20 protein-coding genes and 1 other RNA gene are annotated in these 24,811 nt (G+C 46.2%); 20 read left to right on the top strand and 1 reads right to left on the bottom strand.

The window, feature by feature from the left end; translation table 11 throughout:
• Positions 1–4: 4 nt before the first annotated feature.
• From rsmI to lpxC, 16 genes are all read left to right on the top strand, one after another.
• Positions 5–868 (top strand): 16S rRNA (cytidine(1402)-2'-O)-methyltransferase, encoded by an 864-nt coding sequence (gene rsmI / locus LNL84_RS03685; protein WP_244355312.1) that lies wholly within the window; start codon positions 5–7, stop codon positions 866–868.
• A gap of 45 nt (positions 869–913) precedes the next feature.
• Positions 914–1,306, top strand: an RNA gene (gene rnpB, locus LNL84_RS03680) — RNase P RNA component class A.
• Between the two features lie 218 nt (positions 1,307–1,524).
• Entirely contained in the window at positions 1,525–2,475 is a 951-nt protein-coding gene (gene rsmH / locus LNL84_RS03675; RefSeq protein WP_244355311.1) for a 16S rRNA (cytosine(1402)-N(4))-methyltransferase RsmH, read from the top strand.
• Between the two features lie 10 nt (positions 2,476–2,485).
• Positions 2,486–2,806 carry a cell division protein FtsL gene (ftsL, locus tag LNL84_RS03670; RefSeq protein WP_244355310.1) on the top strand — a complete coding sequence of 107 codons (321 nt, stop codon included), beginning with the start codon at positions 2,486–2,488 and terminating at the stop codon, positions 2,804–2,806.
• A complete protein-coding gene (locus tag LNL84_RS03665) occupies positions 2,803–4,542 on the top strand; it encodes a penicillin-binding transpeptidase domain-containing protein (protein ID WP_244355309.1) in 1,740 nt (579 codons plus the stop codon). The genes ftsL and LNL84_RS03665 overlap by 4 nt, the downstream gene beginning before the upstream one ends.
• A gap of 8 nt (positions 4,543–4,550) precedes the next feature.
• A complete protein-coding gene (gene murE / locus LNL84_RS03660) occupies positions 4,551–6,032 on the top strand; it encodes a UDP-N-acetylmuramoyl-L-alanyl-D-glutamate--2,6-diaminopimelate ligase (RefSeq protein WP_244355308.1) in 1,482 nt (493 codons plus the stop codon).
• Positions 6,029–7,390, top strand: coding sequence for a UDP-N-acetylmuramoyl-tripeptide--D-alanyl-D-alanine ligase (locus tag LNL84_RS03655; RefSeq protein WP_244355307.1), 1,362 nt, complete (start codon positions 6,029–6,031; stop codon positions 7,388–7,390). Before murE ends, LNL84_RS03655 begins: the two co-directional genes overlap by 4 nt.
• Positions 7,387–8,469 (top strand): phospho-N-acetylmuramoyl-pentapeptide-transferase, encoded by a 1,083-nt coding sequence (gene mraY, locus LNL84_RS03650; RefSeq protein ID WP_244355306.1) that lies wholly within the window; start codon positions 7,387–7,389, stop codon positions 8,467–8,469. Before LNL84_RS03655 ends, mraY begins: the two co-directional genes overlap by 4 nt.
• Positions 8,470–8,497: 28 nt before the next feature.
• Positions 8,498–9,835 carry a UDP-N-acetylmuramoyl-L-alanine--D-glutamate ligase gene (murD, locus tag LNL84_RS03645; protein WP_244355305.1) on the top strand — a complete coding sequence of 446 codons (1,338 nt, stop codon included), beginning with the start codon at positions 8,498–8,500 and terminating at the stop codon, positions 9,833–9,835.
• A 12-nt stretch (positions 9,836–9,847) separates the two neighbouring features.
• A complete protein-coding gene (gene ftsW / locus LNL84_RS03640; RefSeq protein ID WP_244355304.1) occupies positions 9,848–11,056 on the top strand; it encodes a cell division protein FtsW in 1,209 nt (402 codons plus the stop codon).
• A complete protein-coding gene (gene murG, locus LNL84_RS03635) occupies positions 11,049–12,119 on the top strand; it encodes an undecaprenyldiphospho-muramoylpentapeptide beta-N-acetylglucosaminyltransferase (RefSeq protein WP_244355303.1) in 1,071 nt (356 codons plus the stop codon). The genes ftsW and murG overlap by 8 nt, the downstream gene beginning before the upstream one ends.
• Before the next feature lie 3 nt (positions 12,120–12,122).
• A complete protein-coding gene (gene murC, locus LNL84_RS03630) occupies positions 12,123–13,577 on the top strand; it encodes a UDP-N-acetylmuramate--L-alanine ligase (RefSeq protein WP_244355302.1) in 1,455 nt (484 codons plus the stop codon).
• Positions 13,578–13,838: 261 nt separating this feature from the next.
• A complete protein-coding gene (locus tag LNL84_RS03625; RefSeq protein WP_244355415.1) occupies positions 13,839–14,594 on the top strand; it encodes a cell division protein FtsQ/DivIB in 756 nt (251 codons plus the stop codon).
• On the top strand, positions 14,587–15,849 hold the full coding sequence (ftsA, locus tag LNL84_RS03620) for a cell division protein FtsA (RefSeq protein WP_244355301.1): 1,263 nt from the start codon (positions 14,587–14,589) through the stop codon (positions 15,847–15,849). The genes LNL84_RS03625 and ftsA overlap by 8 nt, the downstream gene beginning before the upstream one ends.
• A gap of 32 nt (positions 15,850–15,881) precedes the next feature.
• Complete coding sequence (gene ftsZ, locus LNL84_RS03615; RefSeq protein ID WP_244355300.1) at positions 15,882–17,117, top strand: cell division protein FtsZ; 1,236 nt, start codon at positions 15,882–15,884, stop codon at positions 17,115–17,117.
• Positions 17,118–17,215: 98 nt separating this feature from the next.
• Positions 17,216–18,133 (top strand): UDP-3-O-acyl-N-acetylglucosamine deacetylase, encoded by a 918-nt coding sequence (gene lpxC / locus LNL84_RS03610; RefSeq protein WP_244355299.1) that lies wholly within the window; start codon positions 17,216–17,218, stop codon positions 18,131–18,133.
• Positions 18,134–18,174: 41 nt separating this feature from the next.
• On the opposite strand, the gene LNL84_RS03605 is transcribed toward lpxC, so the two are convergent.
• Positions 18,175–18,636, bottom strand: coding sequence for a DUF721 domain-containing protein (locus LNL84_RS03605; RefSeq protein WP_244355298.1), 462 nt, complete (start codon positions 18,634–18,636; stop codon positions 18,175–18,177).
• Positions 18,637–18,971: 335 nt separating this feature from the next.
• Here LNL84_RS03605 and secA point away from each other — a divergent pair, with 335 nt between their 5' ends.
• From secA to carA, 4 genes are all read left to right on the top strand, one after another.
• A complete protein-coding gene (gene secA, locus LNL84_RS03600; protein WP_244355297.1) occupies positions 18,972–21,695 on the top strand; it encodes a preprotein translocase subunit SecA in 2,724 nt (907 codons plus the stop codon).
• 110 nt (positions 21,696–21,805) lie between these two features.
• Positions 21,806–22,204, top strand: a complete 399-nt coding sequence (gene mutT, locus LNL84_RS03595; RefSeq protein ID WP_244355296.1) for an 8-oxo-dGTP diphosphatase MutT — start codon at positions 21,806–21,808, stop codon at positions 22,202–22,204.
• 60 nt (positions 22,205–22,264) lie between these two features.
• On the top strand, positions 22,265–23,089 hold the full coding sequence (dapB, locus tag LNL84_RS03590) for a 4-hydroxy-tetrahydrodipicolinate reductase (RefSeq protein ID WP_244355295.1): 825 nt from the start codon (positions 22,265–22,267) through the stop codon (positions 23,087–23,089).
• Positions 23,090–23,654: 565 nt separating this feature from the next.
• Positions 23,655–24,794, top strand: a complete 1,140-nt coding sequence (gene carA / locus LNL84_RS03585; protein WP_244355294.1) for a glutamine-hydrolyzing carbamoyl-phosphate synthase small subunit — start codon at positions 23,655–23,657, stop codon at positions 24,792–24,794.
• Positions 24,795–24,811: the final 17 nt, after the last annotated feature.

The raw sequence follows: 24,811 nt of genomic DNA, 5'->3' as shown, positions 1-24,811 counted from the left end.
ACAAATGACAAACAACAAAACCATTCATATTGAGCATCCAACGCTCTTTATTGTTCCAACCCCTATTGGAAACCTTGGGGATATAACCCAACGTGCGCTGGAGATATTAAATAGCGTTGATATCATTGCTGCTGAAGACACCCGCCATACTGGCAAGCTGCTGTCTCACTTCAATATTCAAACTCGTACTTTTGCTTTGCATGATCACAATGAGCAGCAAAAAGCGCAAGTCTTAGTCGAAAAATTGTTAGCTGGCGAGTCCATTGCACTCGTTTCTGATGCAGGAACGCCGTTGATCAGCGATCCAGGGTATCACCTCGTTTCACAATGTCGTCAAGCAGGCGTAAAAGTTGTGCCATTACCTGGTGCATGTGCGGTGATCACCGCTCTTAGTGCATCAGGCCTACCTTCGGATCGTTTCAGTTTCGAGGGTTTTTTACCAGCAAAAAGCAAAGGTCGTAAAGACAAGTACTTAGAGATCGCTAAAGTAGAGCGTACGTGTATTTTCTATGAATCACCACACCGAATTAGCGAATCTTTGGCAGACATGCTAGAAGTCCTTGGCCCTGAGCGAGAGGTGGTACTGGCTCGCGAGCTCACTAAGACATTCGAAACGATTCAAGGTTTGCCGTTGGCTGAACTGATCGAGTGGATTGAAGAGGACCCCAATCGCAAGCGTGGCGAAATGGTGTTACTGATTCATGGTCACAGAGAGCCAGCATCAGAGACTTTGCCAGATGAAGCTACCCGAACGCTGACCATCTTGACCAAAGAGTTACCTTTGAAGAAAGCGGCAGCCATGACGGCCGAGATATTTAACCTTAAGAAAAATGCCTTGTACAAGTGGGGATTGGAGCATCTAAACTGATTTCCCTCTAGACAGCATCATAGATAGTCTATACAATCCGCCTCCGGAGTTGACTGGGTAATCGCTGCTTCATTGATGTCCTTCGGGAGACTGATGGAGGGGAGGAACGTCCGGGCTCCATAGAGCAGGGTGCCAGGTAACGCCTGGGGGGCGCGAGCCCACGACAAGTGCAGCAGAGAGAAGACCGCCGATGGCTCTATTTCTTCGGAAAGAGCACAGGTAAGGGTGAAAGGGTGCGGTAAGAGCGCACCGGACGACTGGCAACAGTTCGTTGCAAGGTAAACTCCACCCGGAGCAAGATCAAATAGGCCCTCGCATAGCATTGCTCGTGTTTGGGGGCGGGTAGATTGCTTGAGCCTGTGAGCGATTGCAGGCCTAGACGAATGGTTACCGCCGCGCAAGCGGAGACAGAACCCGGCGTATGTGTCAACTCCACCTATTCGAAACCCATCATAACTTTTAGTTGTGATGGGTTTTTTGCTTTATATTGACGTAGTGCCATATAAACACATTAAACTCACAGCAATATCACGATAAATAGTGGTAAGTGGTGGCGGGATCGCCTTAAATCAGTACACTAGTAACCACTTCATTGACGCTTATTTTATGATTAGGGCTACGCTATTAATGAGTCGCCTAAACCCAACGAGATCTTTATGACTGAATCATTTCAACACATTTCTGTTCTTCTCAATGAATCTATTGATGGCTTAGCAATTAAACCTGATGGGACATACATTGACGGTACGTTTGGTCGAGGTGGTCACAGCAGACAAATCCTGTCACGTTTGGGGCCAAATGGTCGTCTATTTAGTATCGATCGTGACCCACAAGCCATTGCTGAAGCCAAAACGATTGATGATCCTCGTTTTACCATCATTCATGGCCCTTTTTCTGGCATGGCTGAATACGCACAACATTATGATCTTACTGGTAAAGTTGATGGTGTTTTATTGGACTTAGGCGTCTCTTCACCTCAGCTTGATGATGCTGAACGTGGCTTTAGTTTTATGAAAGACGGCCCGTTAGATATGCGCATGGACCCGACTTCGGGCATTCCTGTATCCCAGTGGTTAGCAGAGGCGGATCTTGATGATATTACTTGGGTGATTCGTGAGTTTGGTGAAGACAAGCACGCGCGCCGAATTGCGAAAGCGATTGTAGCGCACCGTGAGAATGATGAAAAAGAGCCATTGCTGCGCACTGGACAATTAGCCAAATTGATTTCCGAAGCTGCGCCAAAAAGCTTTAAAGAGAAAAAGCACCCTGCGACGCGCAGCTTTCAGGCTTTTCGTATTTACATCAACAGTGAGTTGGATGAAATTGATACTGCATTGAAAGGCGCTGCAAGCATTTTAGCACCAGAAGGACGTTTGTCGGTGATCAGCTTTCATTCGCTAGAAGATCGCATGGTCAAACATTTTATGCGCAAAGAAAGCCGCGGCCCACAGGTTCCTCATGGCATTCCAATGACTGAGGCACAAATCCAAGCCTTAGGCAGTGCAAACTTAAAAACGGTAGGTAAGGCGATTAAGCCGAGCGCTCAAGAAGTGGATGTCAACGCTCGTTCTCGTAGTTCGGTGTTGAGAGTCGCAGAAAAATTGTAATGGAACCGCGATGTCGAAAGGAACTCAGCCTAATTTAGCCAAACACATTGCCTATGATCTACTGACCGTAGGACGAACCCCATTGATTCTGTTGCTGTTGATATTTGCCAGCGCAATGGGGGTTGTGTTTGCCACGCATCATACCAGACAAGCGATCAACGATAAGGATATTGCGCTGCAAGAACGTGAACGCTTGGACAATGAATGGCGAAATCTTCTGCTTGAGGAAAATGCCTTGTCTGAGCACAGCCGGGTACAGGCATTGGCAAAACAAGAGCTCGACATGAGGCGCCCTGACGCAGACAAGGAAGTAGTGGTTTCTCTCAAATGAATGGTAAAAAACAGAAAAAGGCGACGAACAAAAAGAAATCCCAGCCCTCTGAATCTTCACTTTTTATTCATTGGCGTTTTCGGGTCGTTTTGATTAGTGTCATCTTGGTTTTCGGCGCACTCGTCGCCCGTGTCGGCTATATTCAAATCATTGAACCTGACAATCTTATCAAGCAAGGCGATCTGCGTTCTGTTCGCGTCAAAGCTATGCCATCTGCACGCGGCATTATTTCTGATAGGAATGATGAACCGCTCGCTGTAAGTGTTCCTGTACAAGCTGTTTGGGCCGATCCTGCGACGATTTTCAAAAAGGGTGGCTTTGCCGAACGTGATCGTTGGTATGCGCTGGCCGATGTATTGGGTCTTGAAAGACAAGGCTTGCTTGATAAGATTGAGAAGAACAAAACTCGCCGTTTTATTTACTTGCAGCGTCAGGTTAGCCCTGCGATGGCTAAATATATTGGGGAACTCAAGCTATCGGGTATCGGCTTAAAATCAGAATCTCGACGATATTATCCCGCAGGGGAAGTCAGTGCGCATCTCGTGGGAGTCACGGGCATTGATGGTCATGGCTTAGAAGGGGTTGAACGCAGCTACGATAAATGGCTAACAGGCGAAGCGGGAAAACGCATTATTCGCAAAGACCGTTATGGACGCGTGGTGGAGAACATCGCTCTTGAAGAGCGAGAGTTAGGTAAACCTCTTCAACTGACCATTGATCAAAGATTACAAGCCATTGCGTTTCGTGCCATTAAGCAAGCCGTCGCCGATTATCGTGCCACTTCCGGTTCAGCTGTGATGATTGATGTTAAAACCGGTGCGATCCTCGCGATGGTAAACGCGCCATCGTATAACCCCAATAACCGCTCCTCAAGACAAAGCTTTACCATGCGAAACCGGGTGATCACCGATTCACTTGAACCGGGTTCTACGGTGAAGCCCTTTGTTGTTCTAGCGGCTATGGAAGCCGGCATTGCTGATGAGTTGACGGTGATAGATACCGAAAACGGTATGATGCAGATTGGTGGTAGTCGGGTTAGAGACACCTCTAAAGTCGGTAAAGCTGATCTTGCTAAAATCTTACAGAAATCCAGTAATGTGGGTGTTGCAAAGCTTGCGCTGGAGATGCCCTTAGAAGCACTGTTAGGCATGTATAGCTCAGTCGGTTTCGGGCAAACCTCAGGGTTGAACTTAGTGGGGGAAACTACGGGGATCTTTCCTAACCGAAGACGTTGGTCTCGATTTGAGATCGCCACATTAGCTTTTGGTTATGGCATTTCTATTACCCCTGTTCAACTGGCCCATGCCTATGCCACGTTGGCGAACGCTGGAGTTTATCAGCCAGTCCACATCATAGAGAACAATCAGCAAGATCTGTCCAAGCAGGTACTTGACCATGATATTGCAGAGAAAGTTTTGCATATGATGGAAGGTGTAACCAAACCCGGTGGCACGGCGACACGCGCGGCGGTTCCGGGTTACCGAATTGCGGCAAAAACAGGGACTTCTCGCATAGCAAAGGCGGGGGGGTACAGTGATGAGTACGTTGCTGTGACGGCAGGGGCTGCGCCAGTCAGTAATCCAAGAGTTTCTTTAGTGGTGATTATCAATGAGCCGCAAGGCGATCAATACTACGGGGGCTCCGTTGCCGCTCCGGTGTTTTCAGAGATCATGAAGGGCGCTTTGCAGATCCTCAATGTGCCACCCGATGAGAACCAATTTCAAAAGAGTAATTAGGTATCACTATGGTTAATCAACTTACCTTACAACAACTGGTCGACACTTTTTGCAGCTTGAGTAACACAGAGCCTTTGTCGCTAAAGGTGTCAAATCTAGAATTAGACAGCCGCAAAGTCACCGAAAACGATACCTTTGTTGCGATTATTGGTCACGCCATTGATGGTCGAAAGTTTATCGACAATGCCATTAATAGTGGTGCGCACTCGGTGCTGGCTCAAGCCGAGAACATCGAAAATAATGGTCATGTTGAACTGCGCAATGGTGCGGTGATTGTTTATATCTACCAGCTCGATCAGCATTTGTCGGCCATTGCGCAGAAGCTGTATGGCTATAGCAATAACACCGTTATTGGTGTCACGGGAACCAACGGCAAAACCACTATCAGCCAATTGATCGCTCAGTGGCTTGAATTGATGAGCATGCCAAGCGCTATCATGGGAACCAATGGCAACGGATTTTTAAACGATTTAAAGCAAGCGGCCAACACCACAGGTAATGCCGTGGATGTTCAAAAAATATTGGCGGAGCTTGCTGATCTTGGCGCGCGGTATACGGCCATGGAGGTTTCATCACATGGCCTGGTGCAAGGTCGCGTGGCCAAAGTGCCTTTTCGTGTAGGGATCTTTACTAACTTAAGCCGAGATCACTTGGATTATCACGGTACGATGGAAGGGTACGCCGCGGCGAAGCAGCTCTTGTTTACTGAGCACCATTGTGAGCATGCTGTTTTGAATATTGATGATGTGGTGAGTCAATCCTGGTTAACATCGCGAAGTGATGCGATCACGGTATCAGCACTTGGTAAGACAAGTGCTAGCCTTTGGGCCAAAGATATCCAGTATAGCGAATCAGGGATCACCATCGAGTACGATGGCAAACTTGGTTCAGGGACGTTGCAAGCGCCTTTGATAGGACAGTTTAATGCTACCAACTTGATGCTCGCATTTGCGACACTGCTTACCTTAGGTTTTGAGCCGCAAGCGTTGCAACGCGTGGCCGTCCAGTTGCAGCCCGTCATCGGCCGCATGGAACTGTTTAAAGCTAAAGGTAAACCCAAAATCGTTGTTGATTATGCGCATACGCCTGATGCCTTAGAAAAAGCGCTACAAGCTTTAAGGGTTCATTGCACGGGGAAATTGTGGGTGATTTTTGGTTGTGGTGGAGACCGAGACACGGGTAAGCGACCAATGATGGCGGAAATTGCTGAGCGTTTGGCCGATGAAGTGATCTTGAGTGATGATAATCCCCGAAGTGAGGATCCTCAGCAGATTGTGTCTGATATGCTCAAAGGCATGGTTAATCCGCAAACCGCTCATGTTTTACATAGTCGATACCAAGCGGCCAAATTTGCGGTTGAAAAAGCCACGGAGCAGGACATCATTTTACTTGCTGGCAAAGGGCATGAGGACTACCAGGTAATTGGTACTCAAAGTGTGCACTATTCAGACCGAGAATCAGCCGCGCAACTGCTAGGAGAAGCGTTATGATCTCGTTGATGTTAAGTGATATTGCAAAAATCGTTGAAGGCCAGTTGGTCGGTGAAGACACCGAAATCAAGCACGTATCAACCGACACCCGCACGATTGAACAAAAAGCGCTTTTCGTTGCTTTGGTTGGAGAGCGCTTTGATGCTCACGACTTTGCTGATCAAGCGCTAGAGAAAGGCGCTGTAGCACTTCTAGTCGAAAAGCAGCTACCGCTGGCGGTCAGCCAGGTGATTGTCCAAGACAGTAAGCTTGCGCTAGGTGCTTTAGCGGCAGAAGTGCATCGTCGCTGCGCCACCAAAACGATGGCGATCACAGGCAGTTGTGGTAAGACAACGGTAAAAGAAATGGTGGCGAGTATTTTGTCCCAGCAGGGCGAGGTTCTCTACACAGCAGGAAACTTTAATAACGACATCGGTGTTCCTTTAACCTTACTTCGTTCTCAGCCAAGTAATGATTATGCAGTAATAGAGTTGGGTGCGAACCATCAGGGCGAAATCGCCTATACCACCTCACTTGTTCACCCCACTATCGCGCTGGTCAACAATGTTGCAGAAGCCCACCTTGAAGGGTTCGGTTCTCTTGAGGGAGTGAAAATCGCCAAGGGCGAGATCTTCCAAGGCCTTGCCGCTGGTGATGTTGCTTTGGTGAATCGTGATAGCCAAGGGGAGGCATTGTGGGAACAGGTACTGTCAGATAAAACGGTCATGACATTCTCTAAAGACAATCCTGACAGTGACTTTTTTGCATCTGACATCAGCTTGTCATCTCAGGGGTTATCGACGTTTACCCTTAATACACCTCAAGGTAAGACACACATATCCCTTGCTTTGGTAGGGGAGCACAACGTGGCCAATGCCGTTGCCGCAGCGGCGTTGTGTCTGCAAAGTGGCATTGAGCTGGCTCAGGTGGCGAGCGGCCTTGCGCAGCTAAATAAAGTCAAAGGTCGTGTTGAGCTTGAAAAACTGAGTAGCAATATTACCTTGATTGATGATAGCTACAATGCCAGTGTGCCAGCGATGAAAGCGGCAATTGATCTTTTGTCGCAATTTGAGGGACAACGTTGGCTGGTTTTGGGCAACATGGCAGAATTAGGGGAGGAAAGTCTTGCACTTCATAGAGAAGTTGGAGACTATGCTGCGCCTTTCGCTTTTGAGCACGTCCTGACTTACGGTGAGGATGCCCGTGTGATCAGCGATCTAAGTTCAGGCATTCACTTTGAATGTCACGACGCGATGAACGACTATATTCAAACTAAATTAACAGAATCAACAAATGTTCCGCATACTATTTTAGTTAAAGGAGCAAACAGTGCTGGCATGTATTACATCGCTCGTGTGCTGAAGGAGAACTACACATGATTATTTGGCTCGCAGATTTACTTCAGCCATACTTTTCTTTTTTTCGCCTATTTGAGTACCTCTCATTTCGTGCCATTGTCAGTATTTTGACCGCACTGTGCCTTTCATTGTGGATGGGCCCTAAAATGATAGCCAAGTTGCAGATGCTGCAAATTGGGCAAGTTGTTCGCAACGAAGGTCCAGAGTCTCATTTTAGTAAACGTGGAACGCCAACTATGGGTGGCGTCATGATATTGGCGGCTATCACCATTACGGTTTTGTTATGGTCAGACTTAAGTAACCCTTACGTTTGGGCCGTGTTGACCGTACTTTTGGGGTATGGTGCGATTGGCTTTGTGGATGACTATCGTAAAGTTGTGCGTAAAAATACTGATGGTCTGATTGCGCGTTGGAAGTATTTCTGGCAATCGGCAATCGCGTTCGTTGTTGCCTTTGCGCTTTATGCTCATGGTAAAGATACCGCCGCGACACAATTAGTCGTGCCCTTCTTCAAAGACATCATGCCCCAGCTTGGTCTGCTTTACATTTTATTGACCTACTTTGTTATTGTCGGAACCAGTAATGCAGTGAACTTAACCGACGGCCTTGATGGTTTAGCCATCATGCCTACCGTACTGGTGGCCGCTGGATTCGCGGTTATTGCTTGGGCGACAGGTAACGTCAATTTTGCCAATTACCTGCATATTCCGTATATCCCATACGCGTCTGAGCTGGTGGTGGTCTGTACGGCTATTGTCGGTGCGGGATTAGGCTTCTTGTGGTTCAATACTTACCCAGCTCAAGTATTTATGGGCGATGTTGGTTCTTTGGCTCTTGGCGGGGCACTAGGAATCATTGCCGTATTGGTAAGACAGGAGTTGGTGTTGGTCATCATGGGCGGCGTTTTCGTTATGGAAACCTTGTCGGTAATTTTGCAGGTCGGCTCCTACAAAATCAGAGGTCAACGCATTTTTCGTATGGCTCCTATCCACCATCACTATGAATTAAAAGGTTGGCCAGAACCGCGTGTTATCGTTAGATTTTGGATCATTTCGATTGTTCTGGTATTGATAGGTCTGGCAACACTGAAAGTGCGTTAATTCGCTATAAAGATTTAAAGGAAGAAACATGAATCGCTGGCAAGGCGTCAAGCAAGTCATCGTGGCAGGGCTCGGTATTACCGGGCTCTCTGTCGTTAAATACATCAGAGAAAATCACCCAACTGTCGAGATCAAAGTCATTGATACTCGCGCCAATCCTCCTGGGCAAGACGCACTTCCTTCAGAAGTTGAGTTATTTAGCGGTGGCTGGAACGGCGACTGGCTTGCCCAAGCTGACCTTATCGTCTGCAACCCAGGGATTGCACTGGCGACGCCAGAAATTGCGAGCGCGAAACAGCAAGGGATCCGCGTTGTCGGTGACATTGAATTGTTTGCTTGGCACAATGAAAAACCCGTGATCGCGATTACCGGTTCTAATGGAAAAAGTACCGTTACTGATTTGACGGGTGTAATGGCAAAAGCCGCAGGCCTGGTTGTTGGGGTTGGTGGAAATATCGGTGTTCCAGCACTTGATTTACTCTCTTTGGAGGCGGACTTATATGTTTTGGAGTTGTCGAGTTTTCAATTGGAGACCACAGACAGCCTTAACACGCAGGTGTCGGCGTTTCTTAATCTTTCTGAAGACCACATGGATCGCTACCAAGGTATGGATGATTATGCTTTGGCAAAGAAGCGGATCTTTTGTCATGCAAAGTATGCTTTAGTTAACAGAGATGACAAGCAAACGTACCCTGATGGTGAGCATCATGATATTCAGTTAGCGACGTTTGGGTTCAACAACCGTGAATTTGGCATGGGAAGTATCGATGGCCAAACCTGGTTAATGGATCATGGGTGTCCTGTCATTGCCGCCGAAGAGTTGAGTTTGGTTGGTCGACACAATTGGTCAAATGCGCTGGTAGCTATTGCATTGCTAAAATTGTCACAGATTGATTATAAGAAAGCCTTACTGGCATTAAAAAACTACACGGGTTTAACACATCGCTGCCAAGTGGTAGCAAAATATAATGATATAACTTGGGTTAATGACTCTAAGGCGACCAATGTGGCCAGTACGCTTGCTGCTCTGTCTGGGTTAAGTTTGACTGGTCGCTTGTATCTGCTGGTCGGCGGTGTAGGTAAGGGGGCTGATTTTTCCGAGTTACAAGAGCCACTTACTTCTCTTAACGTTCAGCTTTGCTGCTTTGGAGAAGATGCCGCACAGTTTATGCCACTGCACAGCAATAGCGTTGAGTTTTCAACTATCGAACAGGCATTAAAGACCATCACCCCTCAACTTAGCAGTGGTGATATGGTTATGCTATCACCGGCATGTGCCAGTTTTGATCAGTTTGCTAATTTTATGGCACGTGGTGATCACTTTACCCAATTAGCACAAGAGTATTCATTAAAAGCAGGCAATTAGAGTGATAATGCTATGATCCAACGTACGAAAGGAACTATATCAGGGTGGCTGAGCGAGTCAGCGCCCGACACGTTGTATGATAGGCAGTTAGTTTGGATAGCACTTGCCTTAATGGTGACAGGGCTTGTTATTGTCACATCCGCTTCATTTCCCATTAGCTCGCGCCTGACTGACCAGCCATTTCACTTTATGTTTCGTCATGCGATCTTCCTGGTGTTGGCGCTGACGGTTTCGGCGGTGGTGTTACAGATCCCGCTCGACCGATGGCTAAAATACAGCTCTTTACTACTGACACTGTCTTTTGTGCTTCTCATTGTGGTTCTTGCAGTGGGCAAGTCCGTGAATGGTGCATCACGTTGGATCCCTTTAGGGCTGTTTAACTTACAGCCAGCAGAAGTTGCCAAACTGTCTCTGTTCATATTTATGTCAGGCTACTTGATGCGTAAACAAGAGGAAGTTCGACAGTCTTTCTTTGGTGGCTTTATTAAGCCTATCATGGTGTTTTTGGCTTTGGCTGTTTTGTTGCTCGGCCAGCCTGATTTGGGTACGGTCGTGGTAATGCTGGTGACATTGTTTGGTATGTTATTTATAGCAGGGGCTAAGTTGTCGCAGTTTATCGCTTTGATGGTGGCAGGCATTGTCGCCGTCATTGGCCTTATTGTCATCGAGCCGTATCGTGTCCGCCGTGTCACCTCTTTTCTAGAACCATGGGAAGATCCCTTTGGTAGTGGCTATCAGTTGACACAGTCATTAATGGCATTCGGTCGTGGACACTGGATGGGACAAGGTTTGGGCAATTCGGTGCAAAAACTGGAGTATTTGCCAGAGGCTCACACCGATTTTGTTTTTGCAGTATTAGCCGAAGAGCTTGGCTTTATTGGCGTCGTGATTGTTCTGGCGCTGATCTTTAGCTTGGTGGTGAAAGCCCTTTACATTGGCAAGCGAGCGTTTGAGAACGAACAGCGCTTTGGTGGTTATCTGGCGTTTGGTATCGGGATCTGGTTTGCCTTTCAGACATTGGTTAATGTTGGGGCTGCAGCCGGTATGGTGCCAACCAAAGGCTTAACCCTGCCTCTCATTAGTTATGGTGGTTCTAGTTTGATCATCATGTCAGTGGCCGTATCGATTTTGTTAAGAATTGATCATGAATGCCGCATAAACATCAGTCAGACGTCAAGCACGAAAACAGATTTAGAAACTTCAGTGGAATCCAATGAGTAACAAGAAAAGATTATTAGTGATGGCCGGAGGTACTGGTGGTCATGTATTTCCTGGGCTTGCAGTTGCCAAGCGTTTGCAAGAGCAAGGTTGGCAAATTCGATGGCTTGGAACGGCCGATCGTATGGAAGCAGACTTAGTACCAAAACACGGCATCGATATCGACTTCATTAAAGTTAAGGGGTTGCGTGGGCAAGGACTGTTGAAGCTCTTGAAAGCACCGTTTCAAATCATCAATGCCGTGATGCAAGCTCGGGCGCATATTAAGCGTTGGCAACCTGATGCCGTTTTAGGCATGGGTGGCTATGTCAGTGGGCCTGGCGGTATTGCAGCCTGGCTATGTGGCGTGCCTGTTGTCTTGCACGAACAAAATGGTGTCGCGGGACTCACAAACCAATGGCTTGCCAAGATCGCAACCAAAGTGTTTCAAGCTTTCCCTGGGGCATTTGCAACGGCAGACGTTGTCGGTAACCCTGTTCGTCAAGATGTTGCCGCGATTGCCGATCCGACTCTGCGATTAAGTGAACGTGAGGGCGATATTCGTATTCTGGTGATGGGAGGCAGCCAAGGTGCTCGCATTCTCAATCAAACAATGCCGAAAGTGCTATCTCAGCTTGGTGATGGTTACCAAATTAAGCATCAAGCAGGAAAAGGCAATGCATCAGAGGTCGAAGCGCTGTATCAGGAAAACCAAGTCGCTAGTGCTGACGTGACTGAGTTTATTGATGACGTTGCTACTGCCTATCAGTGGGCCGATTTAGTCGTTTGCCGCTCAGGAGCATTAACGGTTTCAGAGGTTTCTGCCGCAGGCGTGGCAGCGATTTTCATCCCATTTATGCACAAAGATCGTCAGCAGGCTCTCAATGCAGAGCACCTGGTTGAGGCTCAAGCTGCAATTATGATCGAGCAACCGGATCTGTCTGTGGATTCGCTGGTGAATCAAATAAACCAATTAAATAGAGCGGACTTGTTGCAAATGGCAATGAGTGCGCGCAATAACGCTAAACTGAATGCAGACAGCACAGTTGCCAGTGCGATTATTGAATTAACTAACAATGAGAAATAACCCATGACCGAGCATAAGCAAGACTTAGCACAAATTCGTGCACTGATTCCTGAGATGAGACGAGTAAAGTGCATCCATTTTGTCGGTATTGGTGGTGCGGGAATGAGTGGTATCGCCGAAGTGTTACTCAACGAGGGCTATCAGATCTCAGGCTCTGACCTTGCGGAAAACGCAGTAACGCAATCTCTTGTCGCTAAAGGGGCTACTGTATTTATTGGTCATCAGGAAAGTAATGTTGAACAGGCGAGTGTAGTGGTGGTCTCCACCGCTATTGACCCTGAAAACCCTGAGCTTGTCGCGGCAAGGCAATTGCGTATTCCGGTTGTTCGCCGCGCCGAAATGCTCGCAGAGTTGATGCGCTTTCGTCATGGTATTGCCGTTGCGGGAACGCACGGTAAGACGACAACTACAGCGTTAGTCACGCAGATATACTCCGAAGCTGGCATGGATCCAACCTTTGTTAACGGTGGATTGGTGAAAAGCGCTGGGACCAACGCTCGATTGGGTTCTAGCCGTATCTTGATCGCCGAGGCAGACGAAAGCGATGCTTCTTTTTTACACCTTCAACCTATGGTCAGCATCGTGACCAATATTGAAGCAGACCACATGGACACCTATGGTGGTGACTTCGATACCCTCAAGCAGACCTTTATCGATTTTCTGCATAACCTGCCATTTTATGGTCAGGCGGTTATGTGCGTTGACGATCCTGTTGTCCGTGAGCTGATCCCAACAATCAGTCGACAAGTGATTACTTATGGCTTCTCTGAAGATGCGGATGTTCGCATCGAGAACTATCGCCAAAATGGTCATCAAGGGTTATTTTCGGTGGTAAGGCAAGATCGCAAAGACCTTGAAATTAGGCTCAATATGCCAGGTCAACACAATGCACTTAATGCTGCCGCTGCCATCGCAGTGGCCACTGAAGATAACATCTCAGATGAGGCAATATTAGCTGCAATGCTGGGAACAGAAGGGACAGGGCGTCGCTTTGAACACCTTGGCGAATTTGATACGGGTCATGGTCAGGTCATGTTGGTGGATGATTATGGTCACCATCCCACAGAAGTCGATGTCACAATTAAAGCGGCAAGAAATGGTTGGCCAGAAAAACGCCTTGTGATGGTGTTTCAACCTCACAGATACAGCCGCACCCGAGACCTATACGATGATTTTGCAAATGTCTTAGAGCAAGTCGATGTATTGGTGATGCTCGATGTTTATTCTGCAGGAGAGGCGCCAATCGCTGGAGCTGATGGCCGAGCACTGTGTCGCACTATTCGCACCCGAGGTAAAATTGATCCGGTGTTTGTACCAGATATTGACACCTTACCCTCTGTTTTATCTAATCTTTTGCAAGATGGCGACCTCGTCTTGACGCAAGGTGCTGGTGACATCGGTAAAATTGCACGACATTTACAAGCGCTGGCACTCAATATTAAAGCGATGCAGCATTAGTTACTATCGCTAAGTGAGCTTTAGTGACACCAATACCCGTTCTGGATCGGCTTATTAAAAAGCTTCAGAGCGGGTATTTGTCACTTATTAAGTGAGAATACTTGGATTTATCGAGTTCAATGTTTGATAGTTTGATATTCGTCAGTATAATCTTAAGGTTAAGAATAGTGGACCCGGCTCATATTCAGACGATCAAAAGGAAAGGCGCAGAGAAGCAAGTGAAGGACTTAAAGTTTGACAGAGACTAGGACAAGCAATGGACTGTATCACCAAGATGTGTCATATACGCCCAGAAATGGCATCGGTGCAGTATTCTTTGCCATGGTTCTATTGTTAATCGGTTCATTACTTTATTCCATCCTCAGCTGGATGTGGGACGACCAGCGATTGCCCTTATCTAAGATAGTGTTACAAGGTGAGTTGTCGCATGTTTCAGCAAGAGATGTGCAGCAAGCCTTCGCTGATCTCGATCATATCGGTACATTTATGTCGCAGGATATTGATGTACTGCAAGACAGTATCGAGGAGATACCATGGGTTTCTCAGGCGTCATTAAGAAAACAATGGCCTGATACTGTAAAGGTGTACCTAACAGAACATAAAATTGCTGCGATATGGAATGGCGTGGCAATGTTGGATACAAACGGTATTGTATTTAATGGTGATACCGCACGGCTTCATGATGAGCAAGTTAAGCTATATGGACCAGAAGGCACTGAGCAGTCTGTTCTAGAAACGTATTTGTACAGTAATGATCGGCTTGCACCGCTTGGTTTGTCAGTCACTTCCTTAGTGCTGAATGACCGCAGAGCTTGGCAGATCATTTTAGATAACGGGATTCGGCTGGAATTGGGTAAAGATTCTCTGAAAGAGCGCCTAACCCGTTTTGTGTTGTTGTATAACCGTTTAGGTGAGCAAGCAGCGAAGGTGAGTTATATCGATTTACGATATGATACAGGAGCTTCCGTTGGTTGGTATCGTGAACAAGAATTAGAGCAAGAGAGTACAGATGACTAAGACCACAGATGACAATATTATTGTCGGTCTTGATATAGGCACTGCTACCGTATCCGCATTGGTAGGAGAAATCCTACCTGACGGTCAGGTTAATATTATTGGCGCTGGTTCAAGCCCTTCTAGAGGGATGGATAAAGGTGGTGTTAATGATTTAGAGTCAGTGGTCAAGTCAGTCCAACGTGCTGTTGATCAAGCTGAGCTGATGGCTGAATGCCAAATCAGCAATGTTTTTCTTTCTCTTTCTGGTCGTCATATTGCGAGCAGAATTGAGAAAGGGATGGGGACGATTTCTGAAGAAGAAGTCTCTCAAGAAGACATGGATCGTGCCATTCATACCGCGAAATCGATAAAAATTGGTGAAGAACAGCGGATTCTGCATGTGATTCCTCAAGAATTTACCATAGACTATCAGGAAGGGATAAAAAACCCACTGGGTCTTTCCGGTGTACGAATGGAAGTCAGCGTTCATTTGATTTCTTGCCATAACGATATGGCACGCAATATCATAAAAGCAGTGGAACGCTGTGGCTTGAAAGTGGAACAATTGGTTTTCTCTGGTTTGGCTTCAAGCAACGCAGTGATAACTGAAGACGAGCGAGAGCTTGGTGTTTGTGTGGTCGACATTGGTGCTGGAACGATGGATGTTTCCATCTGGACTGGCGGCGCATTGCGACACACCGAAGTGTTTTCTTATGCCGGTAATGCCGTTACCAGTGACATAGCCTTCGCCTTCGGAACACCAGTCAGTGACGCTGAAGAAATAAAAGTAAAATATGGCTGTGCGTTGAGTGAACTAGTGAGCAAAGACGACACAGTTAATGTGCCAAGTGTAGGCGGAAGACCTTCGCGTAGTTTACAAAGACAGACATTGTCTGAAGTGATTGAGCCAAGATACACCGAGTTGATGGGCTTGGTTAACCAAACCATAGACAGTGTTCAGGTGAAGCTACGTGAGAGCGGTATTAAACATCACTTGGCAGCAGGGGTGGTCCTAACAGGGGGCGCTTCTCAAATTGAAGGGGTTGTAGAGTGCGCAGAGCGTGTTTTCCGCAATCAAGTGCGGGTCGGCAAACCCCTTGATGTTAGCGGGCTTACGGACTACGTAAAAGAGCCGTATCATTCTACGGCAGTTGGATTACTTCATTATGCAAGAGACAGTCAGATTAATGACGACAATGATTATAACGAACCTAAACGTCAATCGGTGTCGACACTATTTGGAAAGTTGCGTAATTGGATACAGAACGAGTTTTAACCTGATGAGTTGCAGGAAAACGGAGATAACACATGTTTGAACCGATGATGGAAATGTCTGACGACGCGGTAATTAAAGTTGTTGGAGTTGGTGGCGGCGGTGGTAATGCTGTTGAGCACATGGTACGTGAGTCCATTGAAGGCGTTGATTTTATCAGCGTTAATACGGACGCGCAGGCGCTTCGAAAAACAAGTATCAGTAATGTTATTCAAATTGGCGGTGACATTACTAAAGGCTTAGGTGCTGGAGCAAATCCACAAGTTGGACGTGATGCGGCTCTCGAAGACAAAGAAAGAATTAAAGAATACCTGACTGGGGCCGATATGGTCTTTATCGCGGCAGGTATGGGCGGTGGCACGGGTACAGGTGCTGCTCCCGTGATTGCGGAAGTCGCAAAAGAGTTGGGCGTGCTGACCGTTGCGGTGGTAACAAAACCATTTAGCTTCGAAGGTAAAAAGCGTTTAGCGTTTGCTGAGCAAGGAATTGAAGAGTTGTCTAAGCACGTAGACTCTTTAATTACCATTCCCAATGAAAAGCTATTAAAAGTACTGGGTCGTGGCGTAACGCTTCTTGAAGCGTTTGCAAGTGCGAACGATGTTTTAAAGAACGCTGTTCAAGGTATTGCGGAGTTGATTACTCGCCCTGGCATGATCAACGTCGACTTTGCTGACGTAAGAACAGTGATGTCTGAAATGGGACATGCCATGATGGGCAGCGGTGTTGCTAAAGGTGAAGACCGAGCTGAAGAAGCAGCGGAAATGGCAATTTCCAGTCCACTGCTCGAAGATATCGATCTCGCAGGTGCACGTGGCGTTCTTGTCAACATTACGGCTGGTCTGGACATGCGTTTGGATGAGTTTGAAACGGTAGGTAATACAGTCAAAGCATTTGCTTCTGATAACGCAACCGTAGTTATTGGTACTTCTCTTGACCCTGACATGAGTGATGAAATCCGAGTGACGGTAGTTGCTACAGGTATTGGTAACGAAAGAAAACCAGACATCACCCTAGTTGCCGGTGGTAAGACAAATGTAGCAACAAAAGCACAACCGACTCCAACGTCAACAGCAGCTGTTGCTGCGAAAACTGAAGAAAAACTGGCACAAACTTTGCCTGTTAATAATCAGGAGAGGGGTGAGGTGAAAGCAACGCCAGTGGCAAACTCGAGTTCAAGTGTTTCTGGAGCAAGCACGAGTGCAGCACCTAAACCTGAAAAAGAAAATGGCTACCTAGACATTCCAGCTTTCCTACGCCGTCAGGCAGATTAAGAAGCTGTGTAAATTTGACTCTAGTCAAATTTCTGGTAGGATTCGCGGTTGGTTACATAATCGACCGTGATATGTAGCGTTTATTATGAGGTTTGCAGATGATCAGACAACGTACGCTAAAAGAAATAGTGACAACTGTTGGAGTGGGATTACACTCTGGCCGTAAAGTATCACTAACTCTGCGTCCAGCTGCTGCGAATACTGGTGTAATTTATCGTCGTACCGATGTGAATCCACCGGTTGATTTCCCAGCTGATCCATTATCAGTTCGCGATACAATGTTATGTACAGCATTGGTGAACGATGAAGGTGTACGTATTTCTACCGTTGAACACTTAAATGCCGCTCTTGCTGGCATGGGTATCGACAATATCATTATTGAAGTGGATGCACCTGAAATCCCAATCATGGATGGCAGTGCAAGCCCATTTGTTTACTTGTTGCAGCAAGCGGGAATCGAGGTGCAGAATGCACCAAAACGGTTCATTCGCATTAAGAAACCAGTGCGTTTCGAAGATGACGATAAGTGGGCAGAGCTATTGCCATACGATGGTTTTCGTATGGACTTTGAGATCGAATTTAACCACCCTGCAATTGATTCTGATGAACAGCGTTTGCAGTTTGATTTCTCATCTCAAGCTTTTATTAAAGACATTTCGCGCGCACGTACTTTCGGCTTTATGCGTGACATCGAGCACCTTCAATCCCAGAACTTGGTGTTGGGCGGAAGTTTCGATAATGCTATCGTACTTGATGAATATCGAATCCTAAACGAAGAAGGTCTTCGTTTTGAAAATGAATTTGTGACTCATAAAGTGCTTGATGCTATCGGTGACTTATATATGGCAGGTCATGCCATTGTGGGTGAATTTCGAGCATTTAAGTCGGGGCATGGTCTTAATAACCAACTTCTTCGTGCAGTCCTTGCTGATCAAGAAGCGTGGGAGTGGGCAACATTCGAAGAGGAAGCCGGCTCACCGGTTGCGTTCGCTGAACCCGGCTTTGTTCTTGCTTAAATTGAATCTAAAAAAAATCAGGCTTTTAAGCCTGATTTTTTTTATTTATTTTTTGCCAAGTTGGCGATGTTTTCTAAACGCTTTTTGATTTTGTCCGGTGCATCTTGCGCCACCATTCTTAGATAGTCCGCAGCAACATCAGAAACAGCGTGCTGACGTGTCTTGCTTTCTTCTTTAATTTCTTTTGTTTTCTCATTAAGGTAAAGGCCCGGATTTACTTTAATTTCTATGCTCATTAGGTTGGCAAAACCTTGACTACGTAATTGGCTCAATAGGTAAAGGCGGTCGTAATCCAACTTCATTTTTATCGCTGCACTTGACGCTTCAATGAGTAGGTATCCACCTCTAATATTAGCTACCCGGCACATTTTGGCCACATTAGGGGCAAGAATTGACGAAATTGCCAAGTTAGCTTGAGCGATTTTCTGAGCGTGTTGCTGAATTTTACTAAAACCAGCACTCTGTATTAACTGCTCAGTAGATGTGGGGCGATGATCACGCATGATAAGATTCCACTTTTGACCTTAAAAGATTGTATCTCAACCCAGTAGTTTGGGCGACAATTACCCGCTATTTGCACAACAAAAACTGTTGAGAAGAGCACCAACAACACAAAATTACCAAACACATCAAACAAATTGCAGTTAGATGAAAGAGAAGCTTGGTTGTCTGCAGTAAAATTCCTTACACTATGGCAACTAATTTGTTCGACCGCCTTGAAATATTTGGCTTTCAACACAATATCAATTGGAACAAGATTGAGCTCAGTATCCTTAGTCGAGACTGAACAGCATGCCAGATAGATCAGCGAGATCTGAGAAAGAGAGATTTAGACCACATGATTACTAAGCTACTGACTAAAGTTATCGGTAGTCGCAATGACAGAACATTGCGTCGCCTACGAAAAATCGTCAAAGAAATTAACAACTATGAGCCTCAATTCGAGGCATTGTCTGACGATGAGCTCAAGGCGAAGACAGTTGAGTTTCGTGAGAGACTGGAAAAAGGTGAAACTTTAGACCAACTATTGCCTGAAGCATTCGCTACTGTACGTGAGGCATCAAAACGTGTTTACGGCATGCGTCACTTCGATGTCCAGCTTATTGGTGGCATGGTTCTTAATGCAGGACAAATTGCAGAAATGCGTACCGGTGAGGGTAAAACCCTGACTGCAACACTACCTGCTTATCTAAATGCCCTGCCCGGCAAAGGTGTTCACATCGTTACCGTGAACGACTACCTAGCCAAACGTGATGCGGAAACAAACCGCCCGCTGTTTGAATTCTTGGGTATGACAGTAGGCATTAATGTGCCAAACATGCCACCGCCAGAGAAAAAACAAGCGTACCTTGCCGATATTCTCTACGGAACAAACAACGAGTTTGGTTTTGACTATTTACGTGACAACATGGCGTTTCGTGCAGAAGATCGCGTACAGCGTGAGCGTTTCTTCGCTGTCGTTGATGAAGTGGACTCAATCTTAATCGATGAAGCTCGTACACCGCTGATTATTTCAGGTCCAGCTGAAGACAGTTCTGAGCTGTACACTAAAATTAATACACTCATCCCAAGCCTTCAAAAACAAGATAAAGAAGACTCAGAAGAGTACCGTGGTGAAGGGCACTTCACTATGGATGAAAAATCAAAGCAAGTTCACTTGACCGAGAATGGTCAGGAGTTTGTTGAAGAGCTGCTTGTTAAGAACGGTTTGATGGAAGAAGGCGACACGCTTTATTCGCCAACTAACATTAGCTTACTTCACCACGTAAACGCGGCATTGCGTGCCCATGTTCTGTTTGAGAAAAACGTCGATTACATTGTCAATGATGAAGGCGAAGTGGTTATCGTTGATGAGCATACGGGGCGTACTATGCCTGGTCGTCGTTGGTCAGAAGGTTTGCATCAGGCGGTTGAAGCCAAAGAAGGCGTGAAAATCCAAAATGAAAACCAGACGTTAGCATCTATCACCTTCCAAAACTTCTTCCGTTTGTACGAGAAGTTATCTGGCATGACAGGTACTGCTGATACCGAAGCATTTGAGTTCCAATCTATTTATGGTCTGGAAACGGTTGTTATCCCAACCAACAAACCAATGGTTCGTGATGACATGCCAGATGTTGTTTATCGCACTGAAACTGAGAAGTTTAACGCGATTATCGAAGACATCACGGCGCGTGCTGCGAAAGGGCAACCGTGTTTGGTGGGTACCGTTTCAATTGAGAAATCTGAGCTTCTTTCAAACGCTTTGAAAGCCGCAAAAGTGAAGCACAGCGTATTGAACGCCAAGTTCCACGAAAAAGAAGCCGAGATTGTTGCTCAAGCAGGTACTCCAGGTGCCGTGACTATCGCAACTAACATGGCCGGTCGTGGTACCGACATCGTACTAGGTGGCAGCTGGCAAGCTCAGATTGAAGCGTTAGACAACCCGACACAGGCGCAAATTGATAAAATTAGAGCGGACTGGAAAGTGGTTCACGATGACGTGTTAGACGCTGGTGGTTTACATATTATTGGCACGGAGCGTCATGAGTCTCGTCGTATCGATAACCAACTACGTGGTCGTTCTGGTCGTCAAGGGGACGCTGGTTCATCTCGCTTCTACTTATCGATGGAAGATACGTTATTACGTATTTTTACCTCAGATCGCATGGCGAGCCTAATCCAAGGTGGCATGGATGAAGGTGAAGCAATCGAAAGTAAGATGCTTTCTCGTTCGATTGAAAAGGCTCAGCGTAAAGTTGAAGGCCGCAACTTCGATATCCGTAAACAGTTGTTGGAATACGATGACGTCGCGAACGATCAACGTAAAGTGGTGTACGAGCTACGTGACGAGCTGATGAGTGCTGATGACATTAGCGAAATGCTGTCTCAAAACCGTGAAGACGTGTTTATGTCGGTTATCGATGAATATATCCCACCACAATCTCTCGAAGATATGTGGGACGTTGAAGGCCTGGAAACTCGCCTTAAAAATGACTTTGATCTCGAACTACCGCTGAAAAATTGGTTAGCTGAAGACGACAAGTTGTATGAAGAAGCACTGCGAGAGAAAATTCTTGAGACCGCTGTTGAGGTCTATAAGTCGAAAGAAGAAACGGTCGGCGAATCGGTTCTGCGTAACTTTGAAAAATCCGTGATGCTGCAAACCCTAGATACGTTGTGGAAAGAGCACTTGGCTGCGATGGACCACTTGCGTCAAGGTATTCACTTACGTGGCTACGCTCAGAAAAACCCGAAGCAAGAATATAAGCGTGAGTCGTTTGAATTGTTTGAACAGCTACTTGATACACTGAAGTTCGATGTCATCACGGTTCTGTCGAAAGTACGCGTACAGCAACAAGAAGAAGTTGAACGTATGGAAGCCCAGCGTCAAGCCCAAGCTGCTGAAGCGGCTCGTAGAGCTCGCGCTCAACACGCGAGTGCTGACAATCAATTGGCTGACGAAGAAGAGCAAGATGCTTCTCAACCGATGGTGAGAGAAGAGCGTAAAGTTGGACGAAACGAACCTTGTCCATGTGGCTCTGGTAAGAAATACAAGCAGTGCCACGGGAAAATTGCTTAATCTTTCTGATGAAGAATCAAAAAGAGCCGCTTTTGCGGCTCTTTTTTTGAATATTGAGTGCAGCCAAACGAATACCAGTTAATGGTGGTTGCGTATAGTAGGACTAAATTATGAAGCGTACACATATCGTTGCTGCGATCATTCTAAACCCTAATCGATCTCAAGCTTTTATCACCAAGCGGCCCAGTGACAAACACAAAGGTGGTTATTGGGAATTTCCAGGTGGCAAAGTTGAACGAGGCGAGAGTGTGAGCGAAGCCATTAAACGAGAGCTTTTCGAAGAGGTTGGGATTGATGTTGAGGCGGCGTCCCCCTTTGAACACTTATTGTATGATTACCCAGAGAAGTCGCTGGTGTTTGATTTCCTCTTAGTGAGCCAATTTTCTGGTGTGCCCTTTGGCAAAGAGGGGCAACAAGGAAAGTGGGTGAATATCGCGGATCTTCATCATTATCCGTTTCCTGAAGCAAACCTCCCGGTTGTCGATAAAGTGCAGAAAAAATACGCTTAATATCGCGCCTTATGCTAGCGATATGGGCTGCATTAAGTTAGATTGAAAGAAACAAAATCAATGGAGAATAACGCAGTGGTTAGAATTGCGATTGCAGGAGCAGCGGGCCGTATGGGCCGCAATTTGGTTAAGGCAACGTATCACAATAAGCAGGCGACGGTCGGGGCCGGTTCAGAAAGGCCAGAATCGTCACTTGTCGGAGTCGACATTGGTGAACTGTGTAATGAAGGACACTTTGATGTTGCTTTGGTGGATGACTTAACAAAAGCGATCGATGAATTTGATGTGATCGTCGACTTTACAGCACCAGTGAGCACGCTAGCCAATATCGAACTGTGTAAGGCGCATAATAAAAAGATTGTTATTGGTACAACCGGGTTTAGTGAAGAAGAGAAAGCCGTGATTGATGAAGCAGCCAAAACCCTTCCGATCATTATGGCGCCTAACTACAGCGTAGGCGTAAACTTAGTCTTTAAGCTACTTGAGAAAGCGGCAAAAGTGATGGGCGACTATTGCGATGTCGAAATCGTTGAAGCTCACCATCGGCATAAAGTGGACGCGCCTTCTGGTACTGCAATTGGTATGGGAGAGGCGATAGCTGGCGCAATGGGAAATCAACTCAACGATGTCGCGGTTTATGCGCGTGAGGGTATTACCGGAGAACGAACCAAAGATGAGATAGGCTTTGCCACCATCCGAGCGGGCGATATTATCGGTGAGCATACTGCGATGTTTGCCGATATTGGTGAGCGTGTTGAAATCACTCACAAAGCCACTGACCGAATGACCTTTGCAAACGGTGCAATTAAAGCGGCCGTTTGGTTAGGCGATAGGCCGGCAGGGCTCTATACCATGACCGATGTTCTCGGATTAAACGACATCTAATTGATAAGCGCCAGATTGGCGCTTTTTTTAGTTTTTGATAAAACTGAATACATAAAAGTTACCTGAATTATATTTTCGCTAGGATACATAACTATTCTTTATCGTGCGGTGCCTGTTACTGTGACCTTAAGAATGGTTCTGTAAAGTTAATAAAGGCTAATCTGGTTTTTTTTTGGGGTTTAGTTGTTATTTTTAACGTTTAAGGGGTGATAGTTTCCTTTGTGGTGTGTTTTTATAAGTAAACTTGGCTTGCTTAACGTTTGCGCTGTCACTGTGACACATTAAAGTCTATTTAGGGTGGTACGGAGGAGCAAGAGACCCGGTTTGCTGCATAAATGGCCACATTAAATATAATTAACTGCTTTTTTTACGGCTTTAACACCAAAAAACTCGAAGTTTCTAATAAATAACAAATTAGTTTTAGTATTAATGTTGACACAGGTCACGCTGATAATTAGAATACCGCCAATTTGTCTGAAAGACCTAAAGCGCCTGTTTATGGCGAAAAGGAAGGCAAATTTGCATTTTATTTTATTATTTTTGCATCTTTATTCTGGAGGTTGTCTTGAGTAAATCAGCACTGTTGGTCCTAGAAGATGGGACAGTGTTCCACGGTATTTCCATTGGTTCAGATGGGCTTTCCGTTGGTGAAGTCGTTTTTAATACCTCGATGACGGGGTACCAAGAAATCCTCACTGATCCTTCCTATTCTCAACAAATCGTAACACTAACTTATCCTCACATTGGCAACACTGGTACTAATAAAGAAGACGAAGAGTCTTCAGCAATCCATGCTCAGGGCCTTGTGATCCGCGATCTTCCCCTTATCGCTTCTAATTTCCGTAATGAACAGTCTCTTTCTGATTACCTAAAATCACAAAATATTGTCGGTATCGCTGATATTGATACGCGTAAACTTACGCGCATTTTACGTGAAAAAGGTGCACAAAATGGCTGCATTATGGCTGGCGATAACCTTGATGAAGCACTGGCTTTAGCGAAAGCGAAAGAATTCCCAGGTCTAAAAGGTATGGATTTGGCGAAAGTGGTTACGACTAAAGAGAGCTACGAGTGGAAACAGGGTTCTTGGACGCTGACAGGCGGCCTACCTGAAGCGAAAGCAGACAGTGAACTGCCTTTCCACGTTGTAGCCTACGATTTCGGTGCTAAACGCAATATTTTACGCATGTTGGTTGACCGCGGCTGCCGTTTAACGGTTGTTCCTGCGCAAACCACTGCTGAAGAAGTGCTGGCACTAAACCCAGATGGCGTTTTCCTATCAAACGGCCCAGGTGACCCGGCACCGTGTACTTATGCGATTGACGCAACGAAGATATTTCTAGATAAAGGTCTTCCGATTTTTGGTATCTGTCTTGGCCACCAAATCTTAGCTCTGGCATCTGGCGCGCAAACCGTGAAGATGAAGTTTGGCCATCATGGTGCTAACCATCCAGTAAAAGACTTAGATCGTAATGTGGTGATGATTACCTCACAAAACCACGGTTTTGCAGCGGATGAAGAAACACTGCCAGCCAATCTACGTGCAACGCATAAGTCACTGTTTGATGGCTCGCTTCAAGGTATTCACCGTACCGACAAGCCAGCATTTAGCTTCCAGGGGCACCCAGAAGCAAGTCCTGGTCCTGAAGACGCCGCGCCGTTATTTGACCATTTCATCGAACTAATAAAACAGCATAAAGCTTAATCTCGGAGTAGTAGACA

Source organism: Vibrio gelatinilyticus, from assembly GCF_022836845.1.
GTDB lineage: Bacteria > Pseudomonadota > Gammaproteobacteria > Enterobacterales > Vibrionaceae > Vibrio > Vibrio gelatinilyticus.
This window is presented reverse-complemented; position numbering and strand designations above follow the sequence as displayed.

Coding starts and splice junctions, on each gene's coding strand:
- rsmI (WP_244355312.1), top strand. CDS start 5: ATGACAAACAACAAAACCATTCATATTGAGCATCCAACGCTCTTTATT.
- rsmH (WP_244355311.1), top strand. CDS start 1,525: ATGACTGAATCATTTCAACACATTTCTGTTCTTCTCAATGAATCTATT.
- ftsL (WP_244355310.1), top strand. CDS start 2,486: ATGTCGAAAGGAACTCAGCCTAATTTAGCCAAACACATTGCCTATGAT.
- LNL84_RS03665 (WP_244355309.1), top strand. CDS start 2,803: ATGAATGGTAAAAAACAGAAAAAGGCGACGAACAAAAAGAAATCCCAG.
- murE (WP_244355308.1), top strand. CDS start 4,551: ATGGTTAATCAACTTACCTTACAACAACTGGTCGACACTTTTTGCAGC.
- LNL84_RS03655 (WP_244355307.1), top strand. CDS start 6,029: ATGATCTCGTTGATGTTAAGTGATATTGCAAAAATCGTTGAAGGCCAG.
- mraY (WP_244355306.1), top strand. CDS start 7,387: ATGATTATTTGGCTCGCAGATTTACTTCAGCCATACTTTTCTTTTTTT.
- murD (WP_244355305.1), top strand. CDS start 8,498: ATGAATCGCTGGCAAGGCGTCAAGCAAGTCATCGTGGCAGGGCTCGGT.
- ftsW (WP_244355304.1), top strand. CDS start 9,848: ATGATCCAACGTACGAAAGGAACTATATCAGGGTGGCTGAGCGAGTCA.
- murG (WP_244355303.1), top strand. CDS start 11,049: ATGAGTAACAAGAAAAGATTATTAGTGATGGCCGGAGGTACTGGTGGT.
- murC (WP_244355302.1), top strand. CDS start 12,123: ATGACCGAGCATAAGCAAGACTTAGCACAAATTCGTGCACTGATTCCT.
- ftsA (WP_244355301.1), top strand. CDS start 14,587: ATGACTAAGACCACAGATGACAATATTATTGTCGGTCTTGATATAGGC.
- ftsZ (WP_244355300.1), top strand. CDS start 15,882: ATGTTTGAACCGATGATGGAAATGTCTGACGACGCGGTAATTAAAGTT.
- lpxC (WP_244355299.1), top strand. CDS start 17,216: ATGATCAGACAACGTACGCTAAAAGAAATAGTGACAACTGTTGGAGTG.
- LNL84_RS03605 (WP_244355298.1), bottom strand. CDS start 18,636: ATGCGTGATCATCGCCCCACATCTACTGAGCAGTTAATACAGAGTGCT.
- secA (WP_244355297.1), top strand. CDS start 18,972: ATGATTACTAAGCTACTGACTAAAGTTATCGGTAGTCGCAATGACAGA.
- mutT (WP_244355296.1), top strand. CDS start 21,806: ATGAAGCGTACACATATCGTTGCTGCGATCATTCTAAACCCTAATCGA.
- dapB (WP_244355295.1), top strand. CDS start 22,265: ATGGAGAATAACGCAGTGGTTAGAATTGCGATTGCAGGAGCAGCGGGC.